17 protein-coding genes are annotated in these 20,570 nt (G+C 66.8%); 3 read left to right on the forward strand and 14 right to left on the reverse strand.

What is annotated here, in order from left to right; translation table 11 throughout:
- Nucleotides 1–235: 235 nt before the first annotated feature.
- Nucleotides 236–2,089: a translation elongation factor 4 gene (gene lepA / locus QP140_RS02605; RefSeq protein WP_284757957.1), complete on the reverse strand. Its 1,854-nt coding sequence runs from the start codon at nucleotides 2,087–2,089 to the stop codon at nucleotides 236–238.
- Between the two features lie 152 nt (nucleotides 2,090–2,241).
- Here lepA and QP140_RS02610 point away from each other — a divergent pair, with 152 nt between their 5' ends.
- The 3 genes from QP140_RS02610 to QP140_RS02620 all read left to right on the forward strand — a co-directional run bounded on the left by QP140_RS02610 (nucleotide 2,242) and on the right by QP140_RS02620 (nucleotide 4,437).
- Entirely contained in the window at nucleotides 2,242–2,811 is a 570-nt protein-coding gene (locus QP140_RS02610) for a type II toxin-antitoxin system PemK/MazF family toxin (RefSeq protein ID WP_070757614.1), read from the forward strand.
- Between the two features lie 176 nt (nucleotides 2,812–2,987).
- The gene (gene rpsT, locus QP140_RS02615; RefSeq protein ID WP_012360603.1) at nucleotides 2,988–3,251 is read left to right on the forward strand and encodes a 30S ribosomal protein S20; all 264 of its coding nucleotides are present in this window, start codon (nucleotides 2,988–2,990) and stop codon (nucleotides 3,249–3,251) included.
- Between the two features lie 157 nt (nucleotides 3,252–3,408).
- A complete protein-coding gene (locus tag QP140_RS02620) occupies nucleotides 3,409–4,437 on the forward strand; it encodes an ADP-ribosylglycohydrolase family protein (RefSeq protein ID WP_284757959.1) in 1,029 nt (342 codons plus the stop codon).
- A gap of 93 nt (nucleotides 4,438–4,530) precedes the next feature.
- Here QP140_RS02620 and holA read toward each other — a convergent pair whose 3' ends face one another.
- The 13 genes from holA to QP140_RS02685 all read right to left on the reverse strand — a co-directional run bounded on the left by holA (nucleotide 4,531) and on the right by QP140_RS02685 (nucleotide 20,509).
- Nucleotides 4,531–5,535, reverse strand: a complete 1,005-nt coding sequence (gene holA, locus QP140_RS02625; RefSeq protein WP_284757960.1) for a DNA polymerase III subunit delta — start codon at nucleotides 5,533–5,535, stop codon at nucleotides 4,531–4,533.
- 6 nt (nucleotides 5,536–5,541) lie between these two features.
- A complete protein-coding gene (locus tag QP140_RS02630) occupies nucleotides 5,542–7,749 on the reverse strand; it encodes a ComEC/Rec2 family competence protein (RefSeq protein WP_284757961.1) in 2,208 nt (735 codons plus the stop codon).
- The gene (locus tag QP140_RS02635) at nucleotides 7,746–8,717 is read right to left on the reverse strand and encodes a ComEA family DNA-binding protein (protein WP_284757963.1); all 972 of its coding nucleotides are present in this window, start codon (nucleotides 8,715–8,717) and stop codon (nucleotides 7,746–7,748) included. Before QP140_RS02635 ends, QP140_RS02630 begins: the two co-directional genes overlap by 4 nt.
- A 50-nt stretch (nucleotides 8,718–8,767) precedes the next feature.
- A complete protein-coding gene (locus QP140_RS02640; protein WP_284757964.1) occupies nucleotides 8,768–9,742 on the reverse strand; it encodes a DegV family protein in 975 nt (324 codons plus the stop codon).
- The gene (locus QP140_RS02645; protein ID WP_284757965.1) at nucleotides 9,739–10,512 is read right to left on the reverse strand and encodes a histidine phosphatase family protein; all 774 of its coding nucleotides are present in this window, start codon (nucleotides 10,510–10,512) and stop codon (nucleotides 9,739–9,741) included. Before QP140_RS02645 ends, QP140_RS02640 begins: the two co-directional genes overlap by 4 nt.
- 39 nt (nucleotides 10,513–10,551) lie before the next feature.
- Nucleotides 10,552–11,025, reverse strand: coding sequence for a ribosome silencing factor (rsfS, locus tag QP140_RS02650; RefSeq protein WP_284757966.1), 474 nt, complete (start codon nucleotides 11,023–11,025; stop codon nucleotides 10,552–10,554).
- Between the two features lie 117 nt (nucleotides 11,026–11,142).
- Nucleotides 11,143–11,793: a nicotinate-nucleotide adenylyltransferase gene (gene nadD, locus QP140_RS02655; protein WP_284757968.1), complete on the reverse strand. Its 651-nt coding sequence runs from the start codon at nucleotides 11,791–11,793 to the stop codon at nucleotides 11,143–11,145.
- A 51-nt stretch (nucleotides 11,794–11,844) separates the two neighbouring features.
- A complete protein-coding gene (locus QP140_RS02660) occupies nucleotides 11,845–13,134 on the reverse strand; it encodes a glutamate-5-semialdehyde dehydrogenase (RefSeq protein WP_284757971.1) in 1,290 nt (429 codons plus the stop codon).
- A gap of 62 nt (nucleotides 13,135–13,196) precedes the next feature.
- Nucleotides 13,197–14,375 carry a glutamate 5-kinase gene (gene proB / locus QP140_RS02665; protein WP_442874987.1) on the reverse strand — a complete coding sequence of 393 codons (1,179 nt, stop codon included), beginning with the start codon at nucleotides 14,373–14,375 and terminating at the stop codon, nucleotides 13,197–13,199.
- Nucleotides 14,376–14,485: 110 nt separating this feature from the next.
- Nucleotides 14,486–16,000, reverse strand: a complete 1,515-nt coding sequence (gene obgE, locus QP140_RS02670; protein WP_284757972.1) for a GTPase ObgE — start codon at nucleotides 15,998–16,000, stop codon at nucleotides 14,486–14,488.
- A 128-nt stretch (nucleotides 16,001–16,128) separates the two neighbouring features.
- A complete protein-coding gene (gene rpmA, locus QP140_RS02675) occupies nucleotides 16,129–16,395 on the reverse strand; it encodes a 50S ribosomal protein L27 (RefSeq protein ID WP_012360615.1) in 267 nt (88 codons plus the stop codon).
- Between the two features lie 63 nt (nucleotides 16,396–16,458).
- Complete coding sequence (gene rplU / locus QP140_RS02680; protein WP_012360616.1) at nucleotides 16,459–16,761, reverse strand: 50S ribosomal protein L21; 303 nt, start codon at nucleotides 16,759–16,761, stop codon at nucleotides 16,459–16,461.
- Nucleotides 16,762–17,128: 367 nt separating this feature from the next.
- Nucleotides 17,129–20,509 carry a translation initiation factor IF-2 N-terminal domain-containing protein gene (locus QP140_RS02685; RefSeq protein WP_284757977.1) on the reverse strand — a complete coding sequence of 1,127 codons (3,381 nt, stop codon included), beginning with the start codon at nucleotides 20,507–20,509 and terminating at the stop codon, nucleotides 17,129–17,131.
- Between the last annotated feature and the right edge of the window lie 61 nt (nucleotides 20,510–20,570).

Here is a 20,570-nt window from a genome sequence, read left to right on the forward strand (position 1 = left end):
CGCCGCGATGGGATTAAGCGCCTGCGGATCTGAAGATTCCAACGATGCCGCCGACTCAGGCAGTGCCGCCAACGCCTCTGCACAGCAGGATTCGGCAGCTAAGGATCACAAAGCCCGCTTGCCCTCCCGGCGCGTGAGCCCACGGGTTCATGCGCACAACCCAGAGCAGCTGAAATACACAACGACCCGGCGACGCCAAATTTGGCGGCCGGGTCGTCGTCATAAAGGAAGGAAGTTAGTCCTCACCCCCGGTGGACAGGGCGGCGACGAAGGCCTCCTGCGGCACCGAGACGGTACCGATGTTCTTCATGCGCTTCTTACCTTCCTTCTGCTTCTCCAGCAGCTTGCGCTTACGCGAAATGTCACCGCCGTAGCACTTCGCGAGGACGTCCTTGCGCAGCGCGCGGATGTTCTCACGCGCGATGATCTTCGAACCGATGGCAGCCTGGATCGGCACCTCGAACTGCTGGCGCGGGATCAGATCCTTGAGCTTCACGGCCATCTTGTTGCCGTAGTAGTGAGCATTCTCGCGGTGCACGATCGCACTGAACGCATCCACCGGCTCACCCTGCAGCAGGATATCCACCTTCACCAGGTCCGCCTGCTCCTCGCCGGCCTCCTCGTAGTTCAGGGAGGCATAGCCCTTGGTGCGGGACTTCAAGGAATCGAAGAAGTCGAAGATGATCTCGCCCAGCGGGATGCGGTAGCGCAGTTCCACGCGGTCCTGGGAGAGGAAGTCCATGTTCTTCATCTGGCCGCGCTTGGACTGGCACAGCTCCATGGTCCCGCCCAGCAAAGCTTCCGGCACGATGATGGTCATATCCACCATCGGTTCGTACACCGCCTGCAGCTTGCCGCCCGGCCAGTCGGACGGGTTGCGCACGAAGGTCTCCGTGCCATCCTCCTGGATCACGCGGTAAACCACGGACGGGGCGGTGGAGATCAGATCCAGGCCGAACTCCCGCTCCAGGCGGGTGCGGGTGATCTCCATGTGCAGCAGGCCCAGGAAGCCGCAGCGGAAACCGAAGCCCAGGGCGACGGAGGTCTCCGGCTCGAAGCTCAGGGAGGCGTCGTTGAGCTGCAGCTTCTCGATGGCCTCGCGCAGCTCCGGGTACTGGTCCGCGGAGATCGGGAACAGACCCGAGTAGACCATCGGCTTCGGCTCCGCGTAACCCTGCAGCGGCTCGGTCGCGCCGTTGTGCGCCAGGGTGACGGTATCGCCGACCTTGGACTGGCGGACATCCTTCACACCGGTGATGAGGTAGCCCACCTCGCCCACGCCAAGGCCCTTAGTCTTCGTCGGCCCCGGGGAGACAACACCGATCTCCAGGGTGTCGTGCTCCGTCCCGGTGGACATCATCTTGTTCTTCTCGCGGTCATTCAGGCGACCGTCCATCATGCGGACGTAGGTCACCACGCCGCGGTAGGTGTCGTAGACCGAGTCGAAGATCAGCGCGCGGGCCGGGGCATCCGGGTCGCCCACCGGGTGCGGGACAAGCTCGCAGACCCGGTCCAGCAGCTCCGGCACGCCCTCGCCCGTCTTACCCGAGACGCGGAGGACCTCCTCCGGCTCGCAGCCGATGATGTTCGCCAGCTCCTGGGAGTACTTCTCCGGATCGGCGGCCGGGAGGTCGATCTTGTTCAGGACCGGGATGATCTCCAGGTCCTTATCCATCGCGAGGTACAGGTTCGCCAGGGTCTGGGCCTCAATACCCTGGGCCGCGTCGACCAGCAGGATCGCGCCTTCACATGCCTCGAGGGCGCGGGAGACCTCGTAGGTGAAGTCCACGTGGCCCGGGGTATCAATGAGCTGGAGAACCAGCTCCTCGCCCTCGTGCTCACCGGACTTCGGTACCCACGGGATGCGCACGTTCTGCGCCTTAATGGTGATGCCGCGCTCCCGCTCCAGCTCCATGTTGTCCAGGTAGCGGTCGCGCATATCGCGGTGCTCGATGACGCCGGAAAGGTCGAGGATGCGGTCCGCCAGCGTCGACTTCCCGTGGTCGATGTGCGCGATGATGCAGAAGTTTCGGATCCGCTCGGGCTCCGTAAACGTCTCGATGGCGTAGTTCTTCTGCTTGGCGCTCATGCCGTACTCCTCGACTCTCCTTCAAGCCACTTCTCCCCAGCACCGTGCGGGGGTAAATCGCTATCCAAACCCTACTATGTTCCGCGGATTGTGCACTATCGTCGCGCCTCGTTCCGCACGCCCCGCCTACCGGGCGCGATAAGATCAGCGCTATGCCCCTTTTCGACAGGACGCCACCGCAACCGAAGCAGCAGGACCGGCCCGGCCGGATCACCCGGCTGCTCAACCGGCACTTCCGGCACTACGGGAACCTGGCCGAGGGGCTCGAGCTATTGAACTCCGAGCTGGGGCTCACGGAATCCGCGAGCGTGCGCTACGTGCCGCCCGAGCCCACCGTCAAAACACCAACGCATGTGCACGCGCGCGCCACGATCTACGCACCAGACATGGACGGCCAAGCAGACCCCGGTGAGGTGGTGTGGGCAGACATTCGCCCCAACCGTGGGGCAGAGATCCAACGACGCGCCGTCCTCATCGTCGGACGTAACCACCACACGCTGCTAACCCTGCTGATCTCGTCGAACGAAGAGCACCGCAACCACGACAACTGGACCGCGATCGGGCCGGGCGCGTGGGACATGAACCGCAGCGAAAGCTGGGTGCGCCTCGACAAGATCCTCGAAATCCCGGAGTCACAGATCCTGCGGCGCGGGCTGCACATGCCGGAACGGCGCTACGACCGCATCGCCCAGCGGCTCCGCGAGGACTACGGCTGGCACTAGGCCGGTTAGGTTTCGCGTCACGCAGCTGCTAAAATTCCTCGAGTTCCCCATGGCGGATTCGGGCCACCGGCCGCACGGCGCAGGACCTTGGGCATCGTGTGAGAGAACGTCGTTGGACACACTCGGCCACCATGGTTGTCACGAACACTGATTTTTAAGGAAGAGGTAGCCAGCACATGGCAAACATCAAGCAGACTAAGAAGCGCGTTCTCACCAACGAGATCGCACGTCAGCGCAACAAGGCAGTCCGCTCCCGCCTGCGCACCGAGTCCCGCAAGTTCCACGCACTCGTGGAGGCCGGCGACAAGGATGCAGCCGAGAAGCAGATGCGCGTTGCTGCTCGTCTGTACGACAAGGCCGTCACCAAGGGCGTTCTGCACCGCAACAACGCGGCGAACAAGAAGTCCCGCATGGCCGCACACCTGAACGGCATGAAGTAAAGTACGCCGTTTCAGGGGGACCGCGCAGCGCGGGGGTTTCTCCGCCGCGGGGTTCCACTAGAGTACGAAGGGATCGGTTCTCCGGTCCCTTTTTGCTTTCCTGCGAAACCGCAATTTCGCACTCCTCTTTTTGAGAATCCAAGGAGCCACAAGTTCTATGAAGGAACGCTTCCGTTCGGCACTGTTCGGCACCGCGTTGGGGGACGCATGGGGCTTTCCTTATAACGCCGAGCCCCAGTCGGACAGCACCCCGCTGCCGGATCAGCTGAAGATCAGCGACGACACGCAGATGACGCTGGCGCTGACCGCCGCGATGCGGGCGATCGACGAGGGCGACATGGACCGCGACGAGGGCATGGAGACCATCGCCAGCCAGTTCATCGCGTACCGCCGGGACCCGGACTACCAGCGCTACCCGGGCGCGTCGAACACCGAGTCCCTGGACCGCCTGCTGGAACACGGCCCCAAGGAGTGGGACAAGGTATCGACCCACTCCCCTGGTTCGGGCGCGGTGCTGCGTTCCTCGGCCTCCGCGTTCCTCGGCCAGGGCGGCACCGGCGTGGGTTGGAGCGTGCTGCAGACCACGCTGACCCACGACTCCTGCCCGGCACGTGCGGCGGCAGCGGTCGTGGCGTGCGCGCTGCTCGCGGATCCGGGTTCGGATCTGCTCGACGTGGCCTCCGGGCTGGCGGGCGACCGGCATTTCGATGAGGACACGATCCTCACCGACCAGGAGAAGTCGGACATCATCGAGGACCTGGAGAACGCGCTCATCACGGACCTGCCGGGCCCGGATGTGCCGCTCATCGAGCTGGTCAACCGCGTGATCGAGGTACGCAAGGTGATCAGCCCCATGCTGGCCAACGGCGACTTCGAGGAGCTCTACCGCGATGCCCACAAGTTCCTGAAGATCCTGGGGCGCGGCTGGGGCGCGGGTTCCGCGACGGCCTCCGCGCTGCTCCTGGCGCAGCTTTACCTGGACAACGCCGAGCGCTACGCCCCGCAGGACTTCCTGCACGTCGCCGTGAGCTGGAAGGGCAACCGCAACTCCCGCGCCGCGCTGACGGGCGCGCTGATCGGCGCGCACCTGGGGGATACCCGCTGGGAGGCGACCCGCAATTACGACTTCGGATCCCGCTACGACCAGGCGATCCACTCCGGGGTCTGGGCCGGCTTCGGCGTCTAGTTTCCCCGCGTCGCGGGCTGCTCGCTCCCCGGGGGAGCGAGCGACACACCATGGGTCGCGGGGTGGGGTTGGGCGGGGGCTAGGCCCAGGGCGCTAACGGCGGGCGATGAGCCCCGCGAGCTGCCGCACCGTGTCCTCCACCGCATACTCCGGGGCGGGCAGCTGCCCCTTCACCCCGGCATCCAGCTGCGCGACCAGCTGCACGCCCCGGGACACCGCCGCCGGGGGCCACTGCCTGGCCACCCGCAGCGTCTTCTCCAGCTTCCAGGGCGCCATCCCGAAGGCCGACGCGTCCCTGCGTGGGTCGATCCGTCCGGCACCGGCCACGCGCGCTACGTCTCGCATCGCGGTGGACAGCGCCGAGGCGATGAGAACCAGTGGCACGCCCAGCTGGATCGCCCGGCGCGCCGCGGCCACGGCCTCCCCCTGGCGGCCGGCCAACACCAGGTCCGCGATATCGAAGCCGGTGACCTCCGCCTGTCCCTGGTAGTAGCGCTGCACAGCATCCGGGGTGACGTTCGCATCGGTGTCGGCGACCAGCTGGCTCACCGCACTCGCCAGCTCGCGCAGATCGGAACCCACCGAGTCGAGCATCCGGTCCACGACCTCCGGGCCCACGCTCACCCCATAGGAGCGGAACTCCTGCTCCACGAAGAATCGCCGCTCCCGGGGCCGGAGTGGCTCCGCCGGGAAGATCCGCACCCCGAGCTTCTGCCACTCGTTGACCAGCCGCTTATTGCGGCCCTTCCCGCTGTGCAGCAGGATCAGCACCACGCCATCAGCCGGGCTTTCGATGGCGGACTTCAGCAGCGCCACCGTCTCCTTCCCACAGTCCGCGACCCCGGAGATCACCACGATCCGGTCCTCTGCGAACAGCGAGGGGCTCAGCAGCTCGATGAGCTGCGGCTCGCTCAGGTTGGTGGCCTTGTGCAGCTCCACGGGTAGGTCTGGATTGCCCGCGTTCTTGCGAGCCGCGTGGACGATGGCGAAGCGTTGCCGCTCGGCGAGGAATTCCTCCGCGCCCACGATCATGTTGACCGCGGAGATCGCCGGGGGTTTCTTGCTCGCCTGTTCGCCACGTGCCATGCCCAAAATCATGCCAGATCATCGCGGGCCACCGGAAACAACCAGCCCCTTCGGTGTGAGCAGCCCCGCCCCATCGGCGCAGGGATAGTGCACGGGCACCCCACCCGGCGTCTGGCTTGGCCGCCCGTGGCTGCGCCTCCCCGTGCCCTCGGCGGGCCCTTCGCAGTCCAGCACGACGATGAGTGCTGCCTCCCGGACGCTTAAGGCCTGCGCATCGCTGTTCACCGTCACTACCTTCGGCTCTCCGGCCGCTGCCTGTTCCCCTTTCTTTTCGACGACGCCGCCCGCTTGCAGTGTGAGCTTCCCCCGCGGCGTCTGGCAGGGCTGGCGCGTGCCGGTGGGATAGCGAAGCTGCCAACCGCTTGTCCCGTCTCCCGCACCACAGACCGCGACGGCCCAGTGTGGCTCGGCACCGAGGTCGCTGCCCCAGCCCGGCGCGGGTGCCGCTGCCTCGTAGGGCCCGAGCTGCCAGGTGCCAATGCGTACGAGAAGCATCGCGCAGGCGATGAGCACGGGGATGGTCTGCCACCACAGCACCCCCATTGCTGCCAGGATCATCGCCCCGAGCATCGCTGCCCAGGCCAGCGCCCACCAGGGACCGCCAGGGGTGTGCAGCACCCAGGTGCGGGAGCAACGCTCGGCCACGGTGTGGATCCACCATGCCGCGGGGGCTGCAGGAACGAGAAGCCAGGCGGCCAGACCCACGGGCATACCGAGGAGCAAGGCAGCGCTGCCGACGAGGCAGGCAACAAGCGCCAGCACCATCAGCGGGGCGACCGCCCATCCCACCGCGAGGTTGGCGGGCACGGCCGCGGGCGAGACGATGCCCGTCATCATGACGATCGCCGGCTGGGTCGCCACATCGGCGACGAAGGAGACCGCGAGAGCGCGCAGGAGCATCCCTTCGACCACCCGTGGCTCGCGAGCCCAGCGGCGCTGGGTGAACCGGCCCCAGACCAGGATGAGCCAGCGGCCAATCCGGGGGCCGGCGGTCACGATCGCCACGGTCGCCAGCACCGAGAGCAGCAGGCCGTACTCCACTGCCATGCCAGGCCGGATCAGCACCAGGGCCAGAACCGCCCCACCAAGGGCTGCCAGCGAGTCGCTCCACCGGGAGCTCAACACCGCCACCGCCCCGACGAGCCCCATAAACCCGGCGCGCAGGATACTCGGCAGCGGCCCCACCACCATCGTGAAAGCCACGAGGGTGCCCATGACGATGATCCACCTACCCCGCCGGGACACCCCGCATGCGGTGGCGGCGATGGTCACCGCGCTGATGAGCACGGCGACATGCAGCCCGGAGACGGCGGTCAGGTGGGAAAGCCCGCTGACGATGTAGTGCTGCCGAATGTCCTGGGGCATCTGTGAGATATCCCCGATGAGCATGCCCGGGATCAGCGCCTCCGCACCGGAAAACCAGGCCTGGTTGGCCAACGTAGCCATCGGCCCGGTGCTGGCCAGCTCGTTGATGTTCCGGCGCAGCCGTGCGGAGATCCCCATAACGCCCCGTGGCTCTGCCGTGATGCTGGGCTGCCTGGTCGCGGAGAGCCTGGCGGGCACCAGCCCAGGGCGCTCATCGGCCCGCACGGTCGCCGCGAGTTCGAGGGTGGTGCCGGGCTGAGCAGAAAGCAGCTCCGGGCTGCGGTGGCGGTCGTTCACAAACAGTGGCAGCTCGCCCAGCCCAGTGATCCGTACCGGGATCTTCAGGCTGCCGCCGTTGAGCACCCGTGCCCCACCGGCGATGGTGACCTCTCCCCGGTAGTGGCCCCGCGCCCCCTCCTCGTTTTTCTCACCTTGCTGGCCTGTCGATTCGCTGGAGCTGAGTTCGCGCATGATCGGGTGACTATCCACCCGGTGAACCTGCAGGGCTGTGCCCGCTGCGGCCAGGCTGGCGATCGCCGCCGCGACCACAAGGTTCCACCCGGCAGCCCGAAGCAACCCGCGCCAGCGCAGGTAGCTGCGCACCCGTGATGAGACCAGCACCGCTGCCACAACAACCGCAAGGCCCACCGCAGCGACTGCCACCCACGGGCCCCGCAGCAGGATCGTCATTGCCGTTGCGGCCCACGCGGCCGCGGCGGGAAGCAGCAGCCTGAGGTCCGGTCCACGGCGGGCGCGCTGCGCATCGGGTGAGCGCGGATCTCGAGCCGCCTCCGGGGGCCTGCGGCCCGCCACCGAGTCCACGGGTTGGGTCTGCTCACCCGGGTGCTGCCGCACGCTCACAAGCTGACCCCGTCCTTCATCGCCGCGAGTTTGCCCGGCCCGATGCCGCGGACCTCCATGAGCTGCTCCACGGAGCGGAATGGCCCGTTGGCCTCCCGCCATTCGACGATCGCCTTGGCCGTCGCAGGTCCCACCCCGTCCAGCGTCTCCAGCTGCGTGGCATCCGCGGAGTTGATGTTGACCTTCCCGCCAGCTGCACCTCCCCCGGCTCCGCTGCCACCAGACCCGCCAGCCGGCGTACCACCCGCTGCACCGCCCGATGGGCCACCAGCACCAGCCGGCCCGGCCTCTCCTGGCCGCAGCACATAGGAACCGTGCTGGTCCACAACGATCTGCAGGCCGTCGGAAACCTTCTCTGCCAAGTTCACGTTATTGAGATTCGCCCCGGGCAATCCCCCGCCGGCCTTATTGATGGCATCGCCCAGCCGCTGCTTTCCGGTCATCTCCAGCAGCCCCGGGGTGCGCACCTTGCCCTGCACGGATACGACGACCGCCGCGGCGTCGTCCTGCTTGCCGTCACCCGCCGCCGCGCCGGAGCCACTGCCCTGGCTGGTGGCGTCGGCTCCGGCGTCCCCGTCACCGGCAGCGCCGTCCTTCGCCGTTGCACCGCCAGCCCCGTCCCCACCCGCCGAAAGCACCCTCTCGGCATCTTCGCTATGAACGTTCCTGCCCGCCGGGTTGATGACGTCCTCTGCCTCGTCACCTGTCCGAGTGAGCAATCCGATGCCACCCACCGCGATCACCACAGCGGCGACGATCCCCACCAGCACTTTCGCCGACGCAGCACTCAACCAGGAGCGCTTCTCGAAGTCCACAAGCGCTGTCTCGTGCCCCGGCATCGGCTGGGTCAGCGCGGCGATCCGTTCCTGGAGCGCGCTGTGATCCTGCTTGCGTTGAAAACTGCCTCCCATGCCGCCCAGCGAATCACGGTTGCCGGGCAGTCCCACCGAAGCAGAAGGTAACCCCACGTCAAAAACCCTGGAGCCTGTGGACAACCCCGACCTGTGGATGGGGCAGGTTAGTCGCAGACCACGGCCACACCGATCGCACCCGGACCCGTGTGAACCGCGATTCCTTCGGAGACCTCGTAGAGCTCGACGTCGACCTCGGGCAGAGTCGGCGGCGTCGGCTCGGCTGAAGCACCCCCATCGGCAGTCTCCGCCGCGGCATCCTGCGCAGCCTTCGCCGCCTTGTCGGCTTTATCAGCCTTCTCGGACTTCTTCGACTTTTCCGGCTTCAGGGCCCGCTCCACCAGCTGCGCTGGGAGCTCAGCCAACTGTTCCTGGAGCATCTGCTTCAGGTGCTTGGCGGGCTCCACCGCCTCCGACTGCATAATCCCGATCTTCATGCGGCGGGGCTTGCGCCCCTCCTCGGCCGCGGCATCAGCCTCGGCGACGACGACCTCGCTGGCCATCTCCACCAGCTTCGCCATCGCCTTGGCCTGGGTGCGGGTCTTCGCCGCCAGCTGCAGCTCCCCGTCCGCAAGCTTGAGGATCGGCTTGATCGCCAGAGCGGTGGTCAGCAGCGTGCGCGCGGTGGACAGGCGCCCACCCCGGCGCAGGCTATCGATCTTGTGCACATACAGCCACAGGGTCGCGGTGCTCAGCACCCGGTCCGCGGCATCGGCCACCTCGTCGAGGCTGCCCCCGGCGCGAGCCACCCGGGCGGCCTCCAGCGCGGCGTAGCCGAGCGTCATACCCGCCGTGTTCGTGTCCACGACGCGCACTTTGCCCTCCAACACCCCGGCTGCGGTCACCGCGTTGGACCAGGTGGAGGACAGCTCCTTGGATAGATGCAGTGCGACCACGCCATCGTCCCCGCTGCGTTCCAGCAGGCGGGCATAATTCGCGGTCAGCTCCAACGCCCCCAGCCCGGCGGTGGTCTTCTCTGCCCCCTGCCCCGAGGTGTACAGATCCACCACCGTCACGCCCGCGGCGTCGGCGAGCTCGCGGGGCAGGCAGCTCGAGGAATCCGTGATCACATGAACGGTCACCGTGCTGCGCCCCCTTCATCCGGGTTGTCCAGCTGCTGACCCGGAACCTCTACTCCGACGTTCCAGCCCTCCAGGTACCAGCGCGGGCTCAGCCACCACTCGGCCGCGGCCTCCGGCACCTCAGGGACGGTCGAACCGTCCACCGCGGGCGCGGTCTGCGGCCCGTCCCCCTGCCCAGACACCGGGAAGTGCGGGCGCGCCACCAGCTCGGCCCAGCGCGCGTTGCCGAGCCGGGCGAATACCGGGTAGTGCTCCGCCGGGACATCCAGCAAGCGCGAGGTCAGCGCCGCAATCGACCCACCATGCGCCACCACCAGCACGGTGCCATCGAAGGCATCGGAGGCCATGAGGTCCGCGATCCCGGCCGCGGTGCGTTCAGCCACATCCAGCCGGGTCTCCCCACGGGGCGGTGACCAGCGCGGATCGTGGCGCCAATACGCCCGCTGGCCGGGGTATTGCTCGTCGATCTCGGTGTGGGATCCGCCCTGCCAGTCCCCCAGGTGCGTTTCCCGGAACCGGGGGTCGACCTCGACGTCCAGCTCCCAGGCCTCGGCGACGATACTCGCCGTCTCCACCGCGCGCTCCAGGTCGGAGGCGACCACCTTGGTGACGTTCCAGTCGCGGGCCACCGCGGCGACGTCGCGGGCTTGCTGCCGGCCAACCTCCGATAGCGGGGTGTCCAGCTGGCCCTGCATGCGCCCTGCGGAGTTGTACTCCGTCTCTCCGTGGCGCATCAGGATGAGCCTGCGCTGGCTCGCGTTAGCAGTCATGGCGGTGTTCTTCTCGGTCGTTTTGATCGTGGCCGGGTTTTAGAGCTCGTCGGCGTCGGGTTCTGGGCCAGCCAACGGCAGGTCGTCGATGGTCTGGACGTCGAGGACATCCACCTCAGCATCCGGATCCCAGTTGGCGCCGCGATCGACCTGCTCCACGCCCTCGACCTCAATCTGCGGGGCGTCGAGGAAGAGACGATCCAGCGCGTAGTACTCGCGCTCCGCGCGGCGCTGCACGTGGACGACGACGTCGCCGTAGTCCAGCAGCACCCACAGTCCCTCGCCGCGACCCTCGCGACACAGGGGCTTCGTGCCATTTTCGGCCAGGTGATCCTCGACTTCGTCAACGATGGACTGCACGTGGCGCTCGTTATCGCCGGTGACGATCACGAAGCAGTCGATGATGGCCAGGCGGTTGGAGACGTCGATGACGAGGATGTCTTCGCCCTTCTTCTCATCTGCCGCCTGGGCAGCGAGACTGGCGAGGGCGATGGATTCTGGTTGTGCGGTCAAGCGAAACCTTTCTAAAGAAGTATGCTCTGGCCCCCATGATAGCTGGGCATCCGCGAGGGCTCCGCGTGTTCCCGGCGCGTCGGGCAGTGCGGGGCGCCGTAGGTTGCTGAATGTCGCCTAATCGGCGTACATGCGGTGCTTGGCGATGTACTGCACCACCCCGTCGGGGACGAGGTACCAGACTGGCCGGCCGCTCATCGCGCGCTCCCGGCAGTCCGTGGAGGAGATCGCCATCGCGGGGATCTCCACCAGGCTCAATCTCCCGGCTTCCACTTCCCGGGCCAACGGGGAGTCCAGCATCGAGAGCTCGTAACCAGGCCGGGTCACCCCGACGAAGTTCGCCAAATCGAACATGGATTCCCAGTCCCGCCAGGTGATGATCTGGTTCAACGCGTCCGCGCCGGTGATGAAGAACAGCTCCGCGTCCGGGTAGATCTTGCGCATATCCGCCAGCGTGTCGACCGTGTAAGTGTTTCCCCCACGGTCGATGTCCACCCGGGAGACTCGGAAATTCGGGTTCGCGGCGGTCGCAATGACGGTCATCAGGTAGCGGTCTTCCGCCGGGGAGACCCGCTTACCCTTCTTTTGCCAGGGTTGCCCGGTGGGGACGAAGACGACAACGTCCAGGTCGAAACGGTCCGCAACCTCACTCGCGGCGACCAGGTGGCCATTGTGGATGGGGTCGAAGGTCCCACCCATGACGCCGACGCGGCGCGGCGAGTCGGGGTTCGCGGGAGCCTCCGTGGCCGGGGACGGGGTGTTAGTCATGCTGCTTAGGCTAGCGCACCGGGGTCGCGGGGCCGGTGCGCGCTGTGTCGCCTAGGGGCGGGTCTGACCCTCGCCAGTGAGCACCCACTTGGTGCTCGTGAGCTCCGGAAGGCCCATCGGCCCGCGGGCGTGCAGCTTCTGGGTGGAGATGCCGATCTCCGCGCCGAAGCCGAACTCCTCGCCGTCCGTCCAGGCGGTGGAGGTATTCAGGGAGAGCGCGGCGGCATCCACGTGCTTCTCGAAGTAGCGCAGCACCTCGTAGTCCCGTGCGGAGATCCCCTCGGTGTGGCCAGAACTGTAGGTGGTGATGTGCTCCACCGCGCCGCGCACCCCATCGACGATCGCGGCGGCGATATCGAAGCTCAGGTACTCGTCGGTCCAGTCCTCCGCGGTGGCCTCCACCACGTCCTCGGCCAGGCTATCCAGTTCGGCCTTCACGCCGTGGACGCGCACGCCGGCAGCAGCCAGTTCTGCGAAGACACGCTTCTTGGCGTCATCAGAAAGAGCCGCATCCAGCAGGACGGTCTCGGTCGCATTGCACACCGAGCAGCGGCGGGTCTTGCCGTTGAGCAGTAGCTGGATCGCCTCGTCCAGGTCGGCGGAGGCGTCGATGTAGAAGTGGCACTTGCCCGTGCCCGTCTCGATCGCGGGAACGGTCGCGTTCAGAACAACCGCCTCGATCAGTCGCGCCCCACCGCGCGGGATGACGACGTCGATCAGGCCACGAGCGGTGACCAAGTCCTGGACGGAGTCGTGGCTATCGCACGGCAGCAGCTGGACGATGTCGCGGGTAAGGCCCTGCTCGGCGGCGACGTCCTGCAGCAGCTCCACCAGCTTCTCGTTGGTCTGGCGGGCGGAGCGGGAGCCGCGCAGCAGCGGGACGTTGCCGGACTTGATGGCCAGGCCGAAGGCGTCGACGGTGACGTTCGGGCGGGCCTCGTAGACCATGCCCATCACGCCGAGCGGAGTGCGGACCTGCTTGAGGTCGATGCCGTTCGGGCGGGTGTGGCCTCGGACGACCTCTCCCACCGGATCCGGCAGGCCGACGATCTGGCGCAGACCGCCGGCGATGCCCTCGATGCGACCGGCGTCCAGGGCGAGGCGGTCGATCAGGGCGTCGTCGAAACCGGCCTCGCGGCCCGCGGCGACGTCCTTGGCATTGGCCTCGAGGATCGCGTCGGTGTTGGAGATCAGCGCGTCGGCGGCGGCGAGCAGCAGATCATTCTTCTGCTGGGTGGTGAGCACGACCCGGCTGGCCTGCTTCGCCTTGGCGGCCTTGGCGAGCACTTCTTCGCGCTCGGCTTGACGCTGTGGGGAAAGGTTATCGTTCTTTTCGCTCATCATGCCTCTTTCATCGTTGGGAAAGTTTGGGTCTGCCCTGGCGGGCCAAAGGAATCGTGGGGCTAAATTGGCAGCTGCTGGCGGCGGGGCGGCTGCCGGTTGGCGTAATAAGAGAGGTAATCGGTGTGGATCACAGGGCGCTGCGCGTCACCCGGAAGCTCCGATGTGTGGCGTCCCAGCATCGGGACCAGGTCGGTGGCGTCGTAGTTCACCTCACCGCGGCCGAAGATCTTTCCGTCGCTGCCCACGAGGTCCACGATGTCGCCGCGGTTGAAGTCACCCATGACCTGGGTGACGCCGACTGCGAGGAGGGACTTGTTGCCGTCGACCACGGCCTCCTTCGCGCCATCGTCGAGCTGCAGTGCGCCGCGGGACTCGGCGGCGTAGAGCACCCAGAACTTCCACGCGGACAGGCGATCTTCCTCGGGCCAGAAGCAGGTGCCCACGGACGCGCTTTCCAGGGCTGGGGCGATGTTCTCGGTGGAGGTCAGCAGCACCGGAACGCCCGCTCGGGAGGCCAGGCGAGCAGCGGTGACCTTCGCGGCCATGCCGCCGGTGCCGAGGCGACCGCCGTCGCCCGCTGCGACGCCCGAGAGGTCGTTGCTGCTGCGCACCTCGGAGACGAACTGTGCATCCGGCTCGTTCGGGTTGCGGTCGTAGAGACCATCCACGTCGGAGAGCAGGACGAGGGCGTCCGCGAAGACGAGGTGGGAGACGATGGCGGCGAGGCGGTCGTTATCGCCGAAGCGCATCTCGGAGGTCGCGACCGTATCGTTTTCGTTGACGATCGGTACGGCGGAGAGCTGGCGCAGGCGGTCGATGGTGCGCTGCGCGTTGCGGGCGCGGTCGCGGCGGCCGGCGTCGGCGGCGGTCAGAAGCACCTGGCCGATGGTGCGGCCATAGCGGGCGAAGCTCCTCCCCCACTCCTGGGCGAGCAGCACCTGGCCCACCGAGGCGGCCGCCTGCTTGGTGGCCAGGTCGCTGGGACGCTGGCGCAGGCCCAGCGGGTCCATGCCCGAGGCCACTGCACCGGAGGAGACGACGATGAGGTCCGTGTCATCCGACATGCGGGATTCCAGAGCATCGGCGATGGTGTCGATGCGGGCGGGGTCCACGCGGCCGGACTCGTCGGTGAGGGACGAGGATCCAATTTTCACCACCAGCCGCTTGGCATTGGCGATGCGGTGACGCACGGTGCCGGGTTCCGGCATCGTGGTGGCATCTAGCTGCTGTGTGGGCATTGAATTTTCGTTGCTCGCTGCAGACATGCCCACCAGTATGCCAAATTACTTATGAATCCTGAGGCTTTTGAGTTATCTAAACGTTATCTAATTCGCTACTCAACGTCGCGCTAACCCTGCCAGCGCTCGGTGTCCGCGACCTCGCCGTCGCCGTAATCATATTCGTCGATCAGGCCGCGTCGTGCCTGGGAGGCACGCTTACGCTGCTCTGCGGTCACGCGGTCCGTCTGCTCCAGTCGGCGGTCCTTGCCGCGGCCGTACGCTGGGGTCTGGTCCACGCCCGCCACGGTCTGCGGATCCCACTCGAAGGTGATCCCACCGATGGTGACCTCGGAACCGTCCACGGCACCGGCCTGCCACAGGGCTTCCTCGACGCCTGCCTTGGCCAGGCGGTCGGCGAGGAAGCCGATGGCCTCGTCGTTCTCGAAGTCGGTCTGCAGGATCCAGCGGTCGATCTTGTGCCCGGTGACGATGAACGCGCCCGGGTTCTGCTTATCCTCGTGGACCTCGAAGTCCGCGAAGCGGCCCTTGCGCTTCGGCCCCACCGACTGCGGGCGGATGACCTGCTGTGGCGCTGGGGTGTCCTCAACCTTCTTGCGGTGCTCCCGGACGATGTCCATCAGAGCAAAGCGCAGCTCGTTGAGCCCGGTGCGCGCGACCGTGGAGATGCGGAAGATCGGCCAGCCGAACTTCTTCAGCTCCTCTTCCTGCAGGTCCGCCATGTCTTCGGCGTCCGGGACGTCCATCTTGTTCAGGATGATGACGCGGGGACGTTCCCGGAGGTCGCCCAGGCCCGCATCGGCGCTGAGCTCACTCTGGTAGCTGTCCAGCTCGTGCTCGAGGGCGCGGATATCGTCCAGCGGGTTGCGCTCGGATTCCAGCGCGGCTGCGTCCACGACATGCGCTAGGACGGCGGTGCGCTCGATGTGGCGGAGGAAGTCCAGGCCGAGGCCGCGGCCTTCGCTGGCGCCGGGGATGAGGCCCGGGACGTCGGCGATGGTGAAGGTATCGTGATCCACGCTGACCACGCCGAGGTTCGGTGCGAGCGTGGTGAAGGGGTAGTCCGCGATCTTGGGCTTGGCCGCGGAAAGCACGGAAATCAGGGAGGACTTACCCGCCGAGGGGAAGCCTACGAGGCCGACGTCGGCCATGGACTTCAGCTCGAGGGTGACGTCCTTCTGCTCGCCGGGCTCACCGAGCAGCGCGAAGCCCGGAGCCTTGCGCGTCTTGGAGGCCAGGGAGGCGTTGCCCAACCCACCGAAGCCGCCCTGGGCGACGATGACCTTCTGCCCGGGGCTGACGAGGTCGGCGAGGACCTCGCCGTCGTCGTCGATGACGACGGTTCCCTGCGGGACGTGGAGGGTCAGGTCCTTACCACGAGCGCCGTGCCGGTCGTCGCCGGCGCCGTTGTTGCCGCGCTCGGCCCGCACGTGCGGGGAGAAGCGGAAGTCCAGGAGGGTGTGCACCTGGGGGTCAACTTCGAGGATGATGTCTCCGCCGTGGCCGCCGTTGCCACCGTCCGGCCCGCCCAGGGGCATGAACTTCTCGCGGCGCACGGAGTTACAGCCATTGCCGCCATCGCCGGCTTTGAGGTGCAGAACGACCCGGTCAACGAATTGCGACATGGATGTAAGTCCTTCCTTCGATCGGATTCAAATTTTAGCGAATAATGCAAAGAAGCTCCCGCCCTCGCCCCGGTGGGGCGGAAAGTGCGGGAGCTTCGTGCTCGTGAGGTTTTGAAAAACCGCGGGCCTTAAGCCTCGACGGCCTCGTCCTCCACGATGTTCACCAGGCGACGGTTGCGCTTGGTGGAGAACTGGACGGCGCCAGCCTTCAGTGCGAACAGCGTGTCATCGCCGCCGCGACCAACGTTCACACCTGGGTGGAACTTGGTACCGCGCTGACGGATGAGGATCTCGCCCGCCTTGACCTGCTGGCCGCCGAAGCGCTTAACACCGAGACGCTTTGCCTCGGAGTCGCGACCGTTACTGGAGCTAGAAGCACCCTTCTTAGTTGCCATGAGTCTCCCTCCTCGGGAAGAAGTAAGAGCACCCGCGCACTCAGCACGGACGCGTCTCGGTTATTACTTGATGCCGGTGATCTTCAGCACGGTCAGGGCCTGACGGTGGCCCCAGCGGCGCTTGTATCCGGTCTTGTTCTTGTAGTGCATTCCGCGGATCTTCGGGCCACGAACGTGCTCGACGATCTCTGCGTTCACGGCGACGTTTTCCAGCTTGTCGCCGGAGGTCAGATCCGCGCCATCGACGACGAGAACCGGGGTGAGAGCCACGGCGGAACCTGGCTCACCCTCGATCTTCTCGACCTTGACGAGGTCACCTTCGGCAACCTTGTACTGCTTGCCGCCGGTCTTGACGATCGCGTACATGGTAGGGCTACCCCTTATAAATCTCTTCGACTCAGGCAGCTCTCGACGACGATCCCACGTGCGACGCGAGCATCCTGACTGGACAATATGCAAAATTAAGTGTGTTCATTTCGGCATCACAAGCCGCGCCCGATTAGAGGCGATGAACAACGACTGCCCAATACTACCCAGCCGGGGCCGGAAAACCAAAATCTTTTTCCAGCCCATCGCAGGTAGCGCCCGGCTCAACCGCCTGGCTGTGAAGGGTGGGACGAATGTGGCGAAACCGGCACACGCCCCCCTCCCCGCCCGCGGTCGAGCACACAGAGGTGGCTGATGCACAGCCGCGGGGCAAGCGGGCAGCCGTGGCGCTAGCGCAACCGTGAGGTTAGCGTCGCGGGCTGCTGCGCACCACCCGGCGACGCCGACCGCGCGCCCGACCCTGGGTCTCCCCCTTCGCCGATTGCCCGGACTTCCCGGCGCTCTGGTTTTCCCGCTTCTGCTCACCCTTGGGCTGGGCAGCCTCGGGCTGCTGGCCGAAGTCCTCCGGCTGCGGGCGGCGATCCGAGACGGAGTTACCACGCGTACGACGGCGACGGCGTGGGGAGTTCTCGAACTCCTTCACCGCCTCCTCGTAGGTATTGGCGCCGTATTTCCCAGCACCCCGGGTCCCAGAGCGTCGCGCCCCGGCGTTGCGACGATCGCCTTCGGAGCCTCGCTTCTGGCCGGAAGGCTGGTCGCCCTTCCCCTTCTTGTGGGAGCTGTACTCGCCTGCCTGGCGGGCACCAGTCTGCCGAGCGGCTGGCTTAGAGCGAACCACGCGGCGGCCACGGCGACGCGCACCCTGGGAGCCACGCTCGGGCTTCTCCTGCTCATGCCGCTGCGCGGAGGCGCGGTCCTCGCGGGAGGAAATCTTCAGCTCCGGGGCATCGGCGTTCGCCGCTGACTTGCGCTGGCCGGTGCCACCGCGCTGCTGGCTAGGTGCCGTGCGCCGCACGATGCGGCGAACCACCCGGCGCGGAGCGCGCTCCTGGCCGGCCTGGGACTGATCGCCCGATCGGTCGGCAGGCTGCTTCTTCTCCGCGGACCCCTGCTCGGCGCGGGCGGTGGCGTCGTTGACTGCGGAGCTGGTGCGGCGCTTGACGGAACGGCGCCCGCCCCGGCGCGACGTCCTCGTCTCCTGCTTCTGACCCTCGCCGCTCTCCGCAGCGGACTCAGAACCAGACTGGGAACCCTGGCGCTGCTTGCGGGAGCGACGCTCCTGCCCCTCGGAATTGGAGTGGTCCCGGGAATCCTCGCGCCCCTTGCCGTGGGAGGCACTGGACTTGGGCCCCCTGCCCTCGTGGCCCTTCGCCTCTTCGCGACGCTCGTCACGCTGCTCCTCACGGCCCTGGTCCCTGGAGCCCTGATTCTTGCGCTGCTCCTTCGAGCCTTGTTCGTCACGGCCGCGACCATTGCCGCGGGAGGAACGGCGGCGGCGCTCCGGCTCCTCGTTGAAGTCCTGCTCGACTGGGTCCGGGTGCACGATCACGCCACGGCCGTCGCAGCACTCACAGGTGGTGGAGAAAGTCTCCAGCAGGCCGGCGCCCAGGCGCTTGCGGGTGATCTGCACCAGCCCCAGCGAGGTGACCTCACTGACCTTGTGGTGGGTGCGGTCGCGGCCCAAGTACTCGATGAGGCGTCGCAGGACCAAGTCCTGGTTCTCTTCCAGCACCATGTCGATGAAGTCGACGACGATCATGCCGCCGATGTCGCGCAGCCGCATCTGGCGCACGATCTCCTCGGCTGCCTCGAGGTTGTTCTCGGTGACCGTCTCCTCGAGGTTGCCGCCGGAGCCCACGAAGGAGCCGGTGTTGACGTCGATGACGGTCATCGCCTCGGTGTGGTCGATGACCAGGTGGCCACCGGAGGGCAGCCAGACCTTCCTGCTCAGCGCCTTGGCGAGCTGGTCGTCGAGGCGGTGCGCGGCGAAGACGTCCTCGTCGGCGTGCTGCTCGGGGTGCCACTTGTGCACCCGGTCCATCAGCTCCGGGGCCATGCGGCCCATGTAGTCGCGGACCATGCGCCAGGACTTATCGCCCTCGATGAGCAGCTCGGAGAAGTCCTCGTTGAACAGGTCGCGGATGACCGTGATCAGCATGTTCGGCTCTTCGTAGAGCGTGACGGGCTTCGCGCCCTTAGACTTACGCTCCTTAGCCTCAGTCTTCTCGATGTTCAGCCACTGCTTGTGGAGGCGGTTGACGTCCTCCTCGATGAGCTCTTCGGCCACGTTTTCCGCAGCGGTGCGGATGATCGCCCCACCCTGGCCCGGCACGACGCGCTGCAGAATCTCCTTCAGGCGCTTGCGTTCGGCCTCCGGCAGCTTGCGGGAGATACCCGCGGTGGTGCCGCCCGGGAAGTACACGAGGTAGCGACCCGCGAAGCTGATGCGGTTGGTCAGGCGGGCGCCCTTGTGGCCGACCGGGTCCTTGATGACCTGGACCATCACCTGGTCGCCAGAGCGCAGCGCCTGGTCGATGCGGCGGGACTTGGAGTGCAGGTGCGGGGAGTGCCAGTTGACCTCGCTGGCGTAGAGCACGGCATTGCGGCCGGTGCCGATGTCGATGAAGGCCGCCTCCATGGAGGCTAGAACGTTTTGCACCCGGCCCAGGTAGATATTGCCGATCATCGACTGCTGGGTGTCGCTGGTGACGAAGTGCTCCACCAGCTGGCCATCTTCGACGACGCCCACCTGGGTCGTCAGGCCGGTGTGGTCGTGTCGCTCGGCGTCGCGCACCATCATCTGGCGGTGCACGGACTCCCGGCGCGCGAGGAACTCGGAGCGGCTGATGGCCTTGTGGCGGCCGCGCTCGCGGTTCTCCTCACGCCAGCGGCGCTTGGATTCCAGGCGGGTGGAGCCCTTCAGGCGCACCGGCTCGTCGACGATGTCCGCTTCCTCGCGCTCGCCCGGGTGCAGCTGGTCGGCCGGGGTCTCCTCCTCGGCCGCGGGCTGAAGCTCGGCGGGGCGCTGCTCGGCCTTCTGTTCCTTCTTCTTGGGCTCAGCCTTCTTCGGCTCGGCCTTCTTCGGCTGCTCCCGCTTCTCGGCCATCTCCTCGGACGAGGCCTCCGCCTTTTTCGCTGCGGTGTCCTGCTGGATGGCGCGGCTGCCCACGCGGCGCACGATTCGGCGCACGCGGCGGCGAGCGGGCTGTGGAGCCTCCTCGCTTGTAGAAGCCTGCTGCTCCGGGGTCGTGGACGCCGCTTCTTCAGCCTGGGATTGTGGCGCCTCAGCGGCCTGGTGCTGCTGTGCGTTCTCCGCCTCGGCGTTCTTGGCTTCCGCCTTCTTGCTGGCCGTGCGCTTGGTCGTCTTCTTCGCGGCAGCCTTCTTGGCGCTCTTCTTGGCCGCAGCCTTCTTAGCCGTGGACTTCTTCGCGCTCTTCTTGGCAGCGGCCTTCTTGGCTCCCGCCTTCTTGGCAGTGCTCTTCGTGTCCCCGGCCTTGTCGGCAGCGGGCTCGGCGGCGTCCGCCTCGTCCTTCACCGCTGGCTGCTCAGACTGGGTTAGCCCTCCCCCGCCAGCCAGACGAGAGACCACGTCGGTGGCCTCCTCGTTCGACAGCGTCGAGGAAGGCACCTTGCCGGTGATCCCGAACTCCCCCAGCACGGCGATGAACTCCTTGCTGGTGATCCCCAGTTCCTTGGCCACCGAGTGCACGCGCACCCTGCGACCGAAGCTTTCAGTATTAATTTTTCCGGCCGATTCAATCAGCGCTGGTTCCGGCGTAAAAGCCACGTTTCTCCTTGAAAGTTTTTCTCGCGCTAGCTGGCGGCGTCCTAAAGAAAAAGATCGAGAA

Source organism: Corynebacterium sp. UMB9976 (genome assembly GCF_030212265.1).
Classification (GTDB): Bacteria; Actinomycetota; Actinomycetes; order Mycobacteriales; family Mycobacteriaceae; genus Corynebacterium.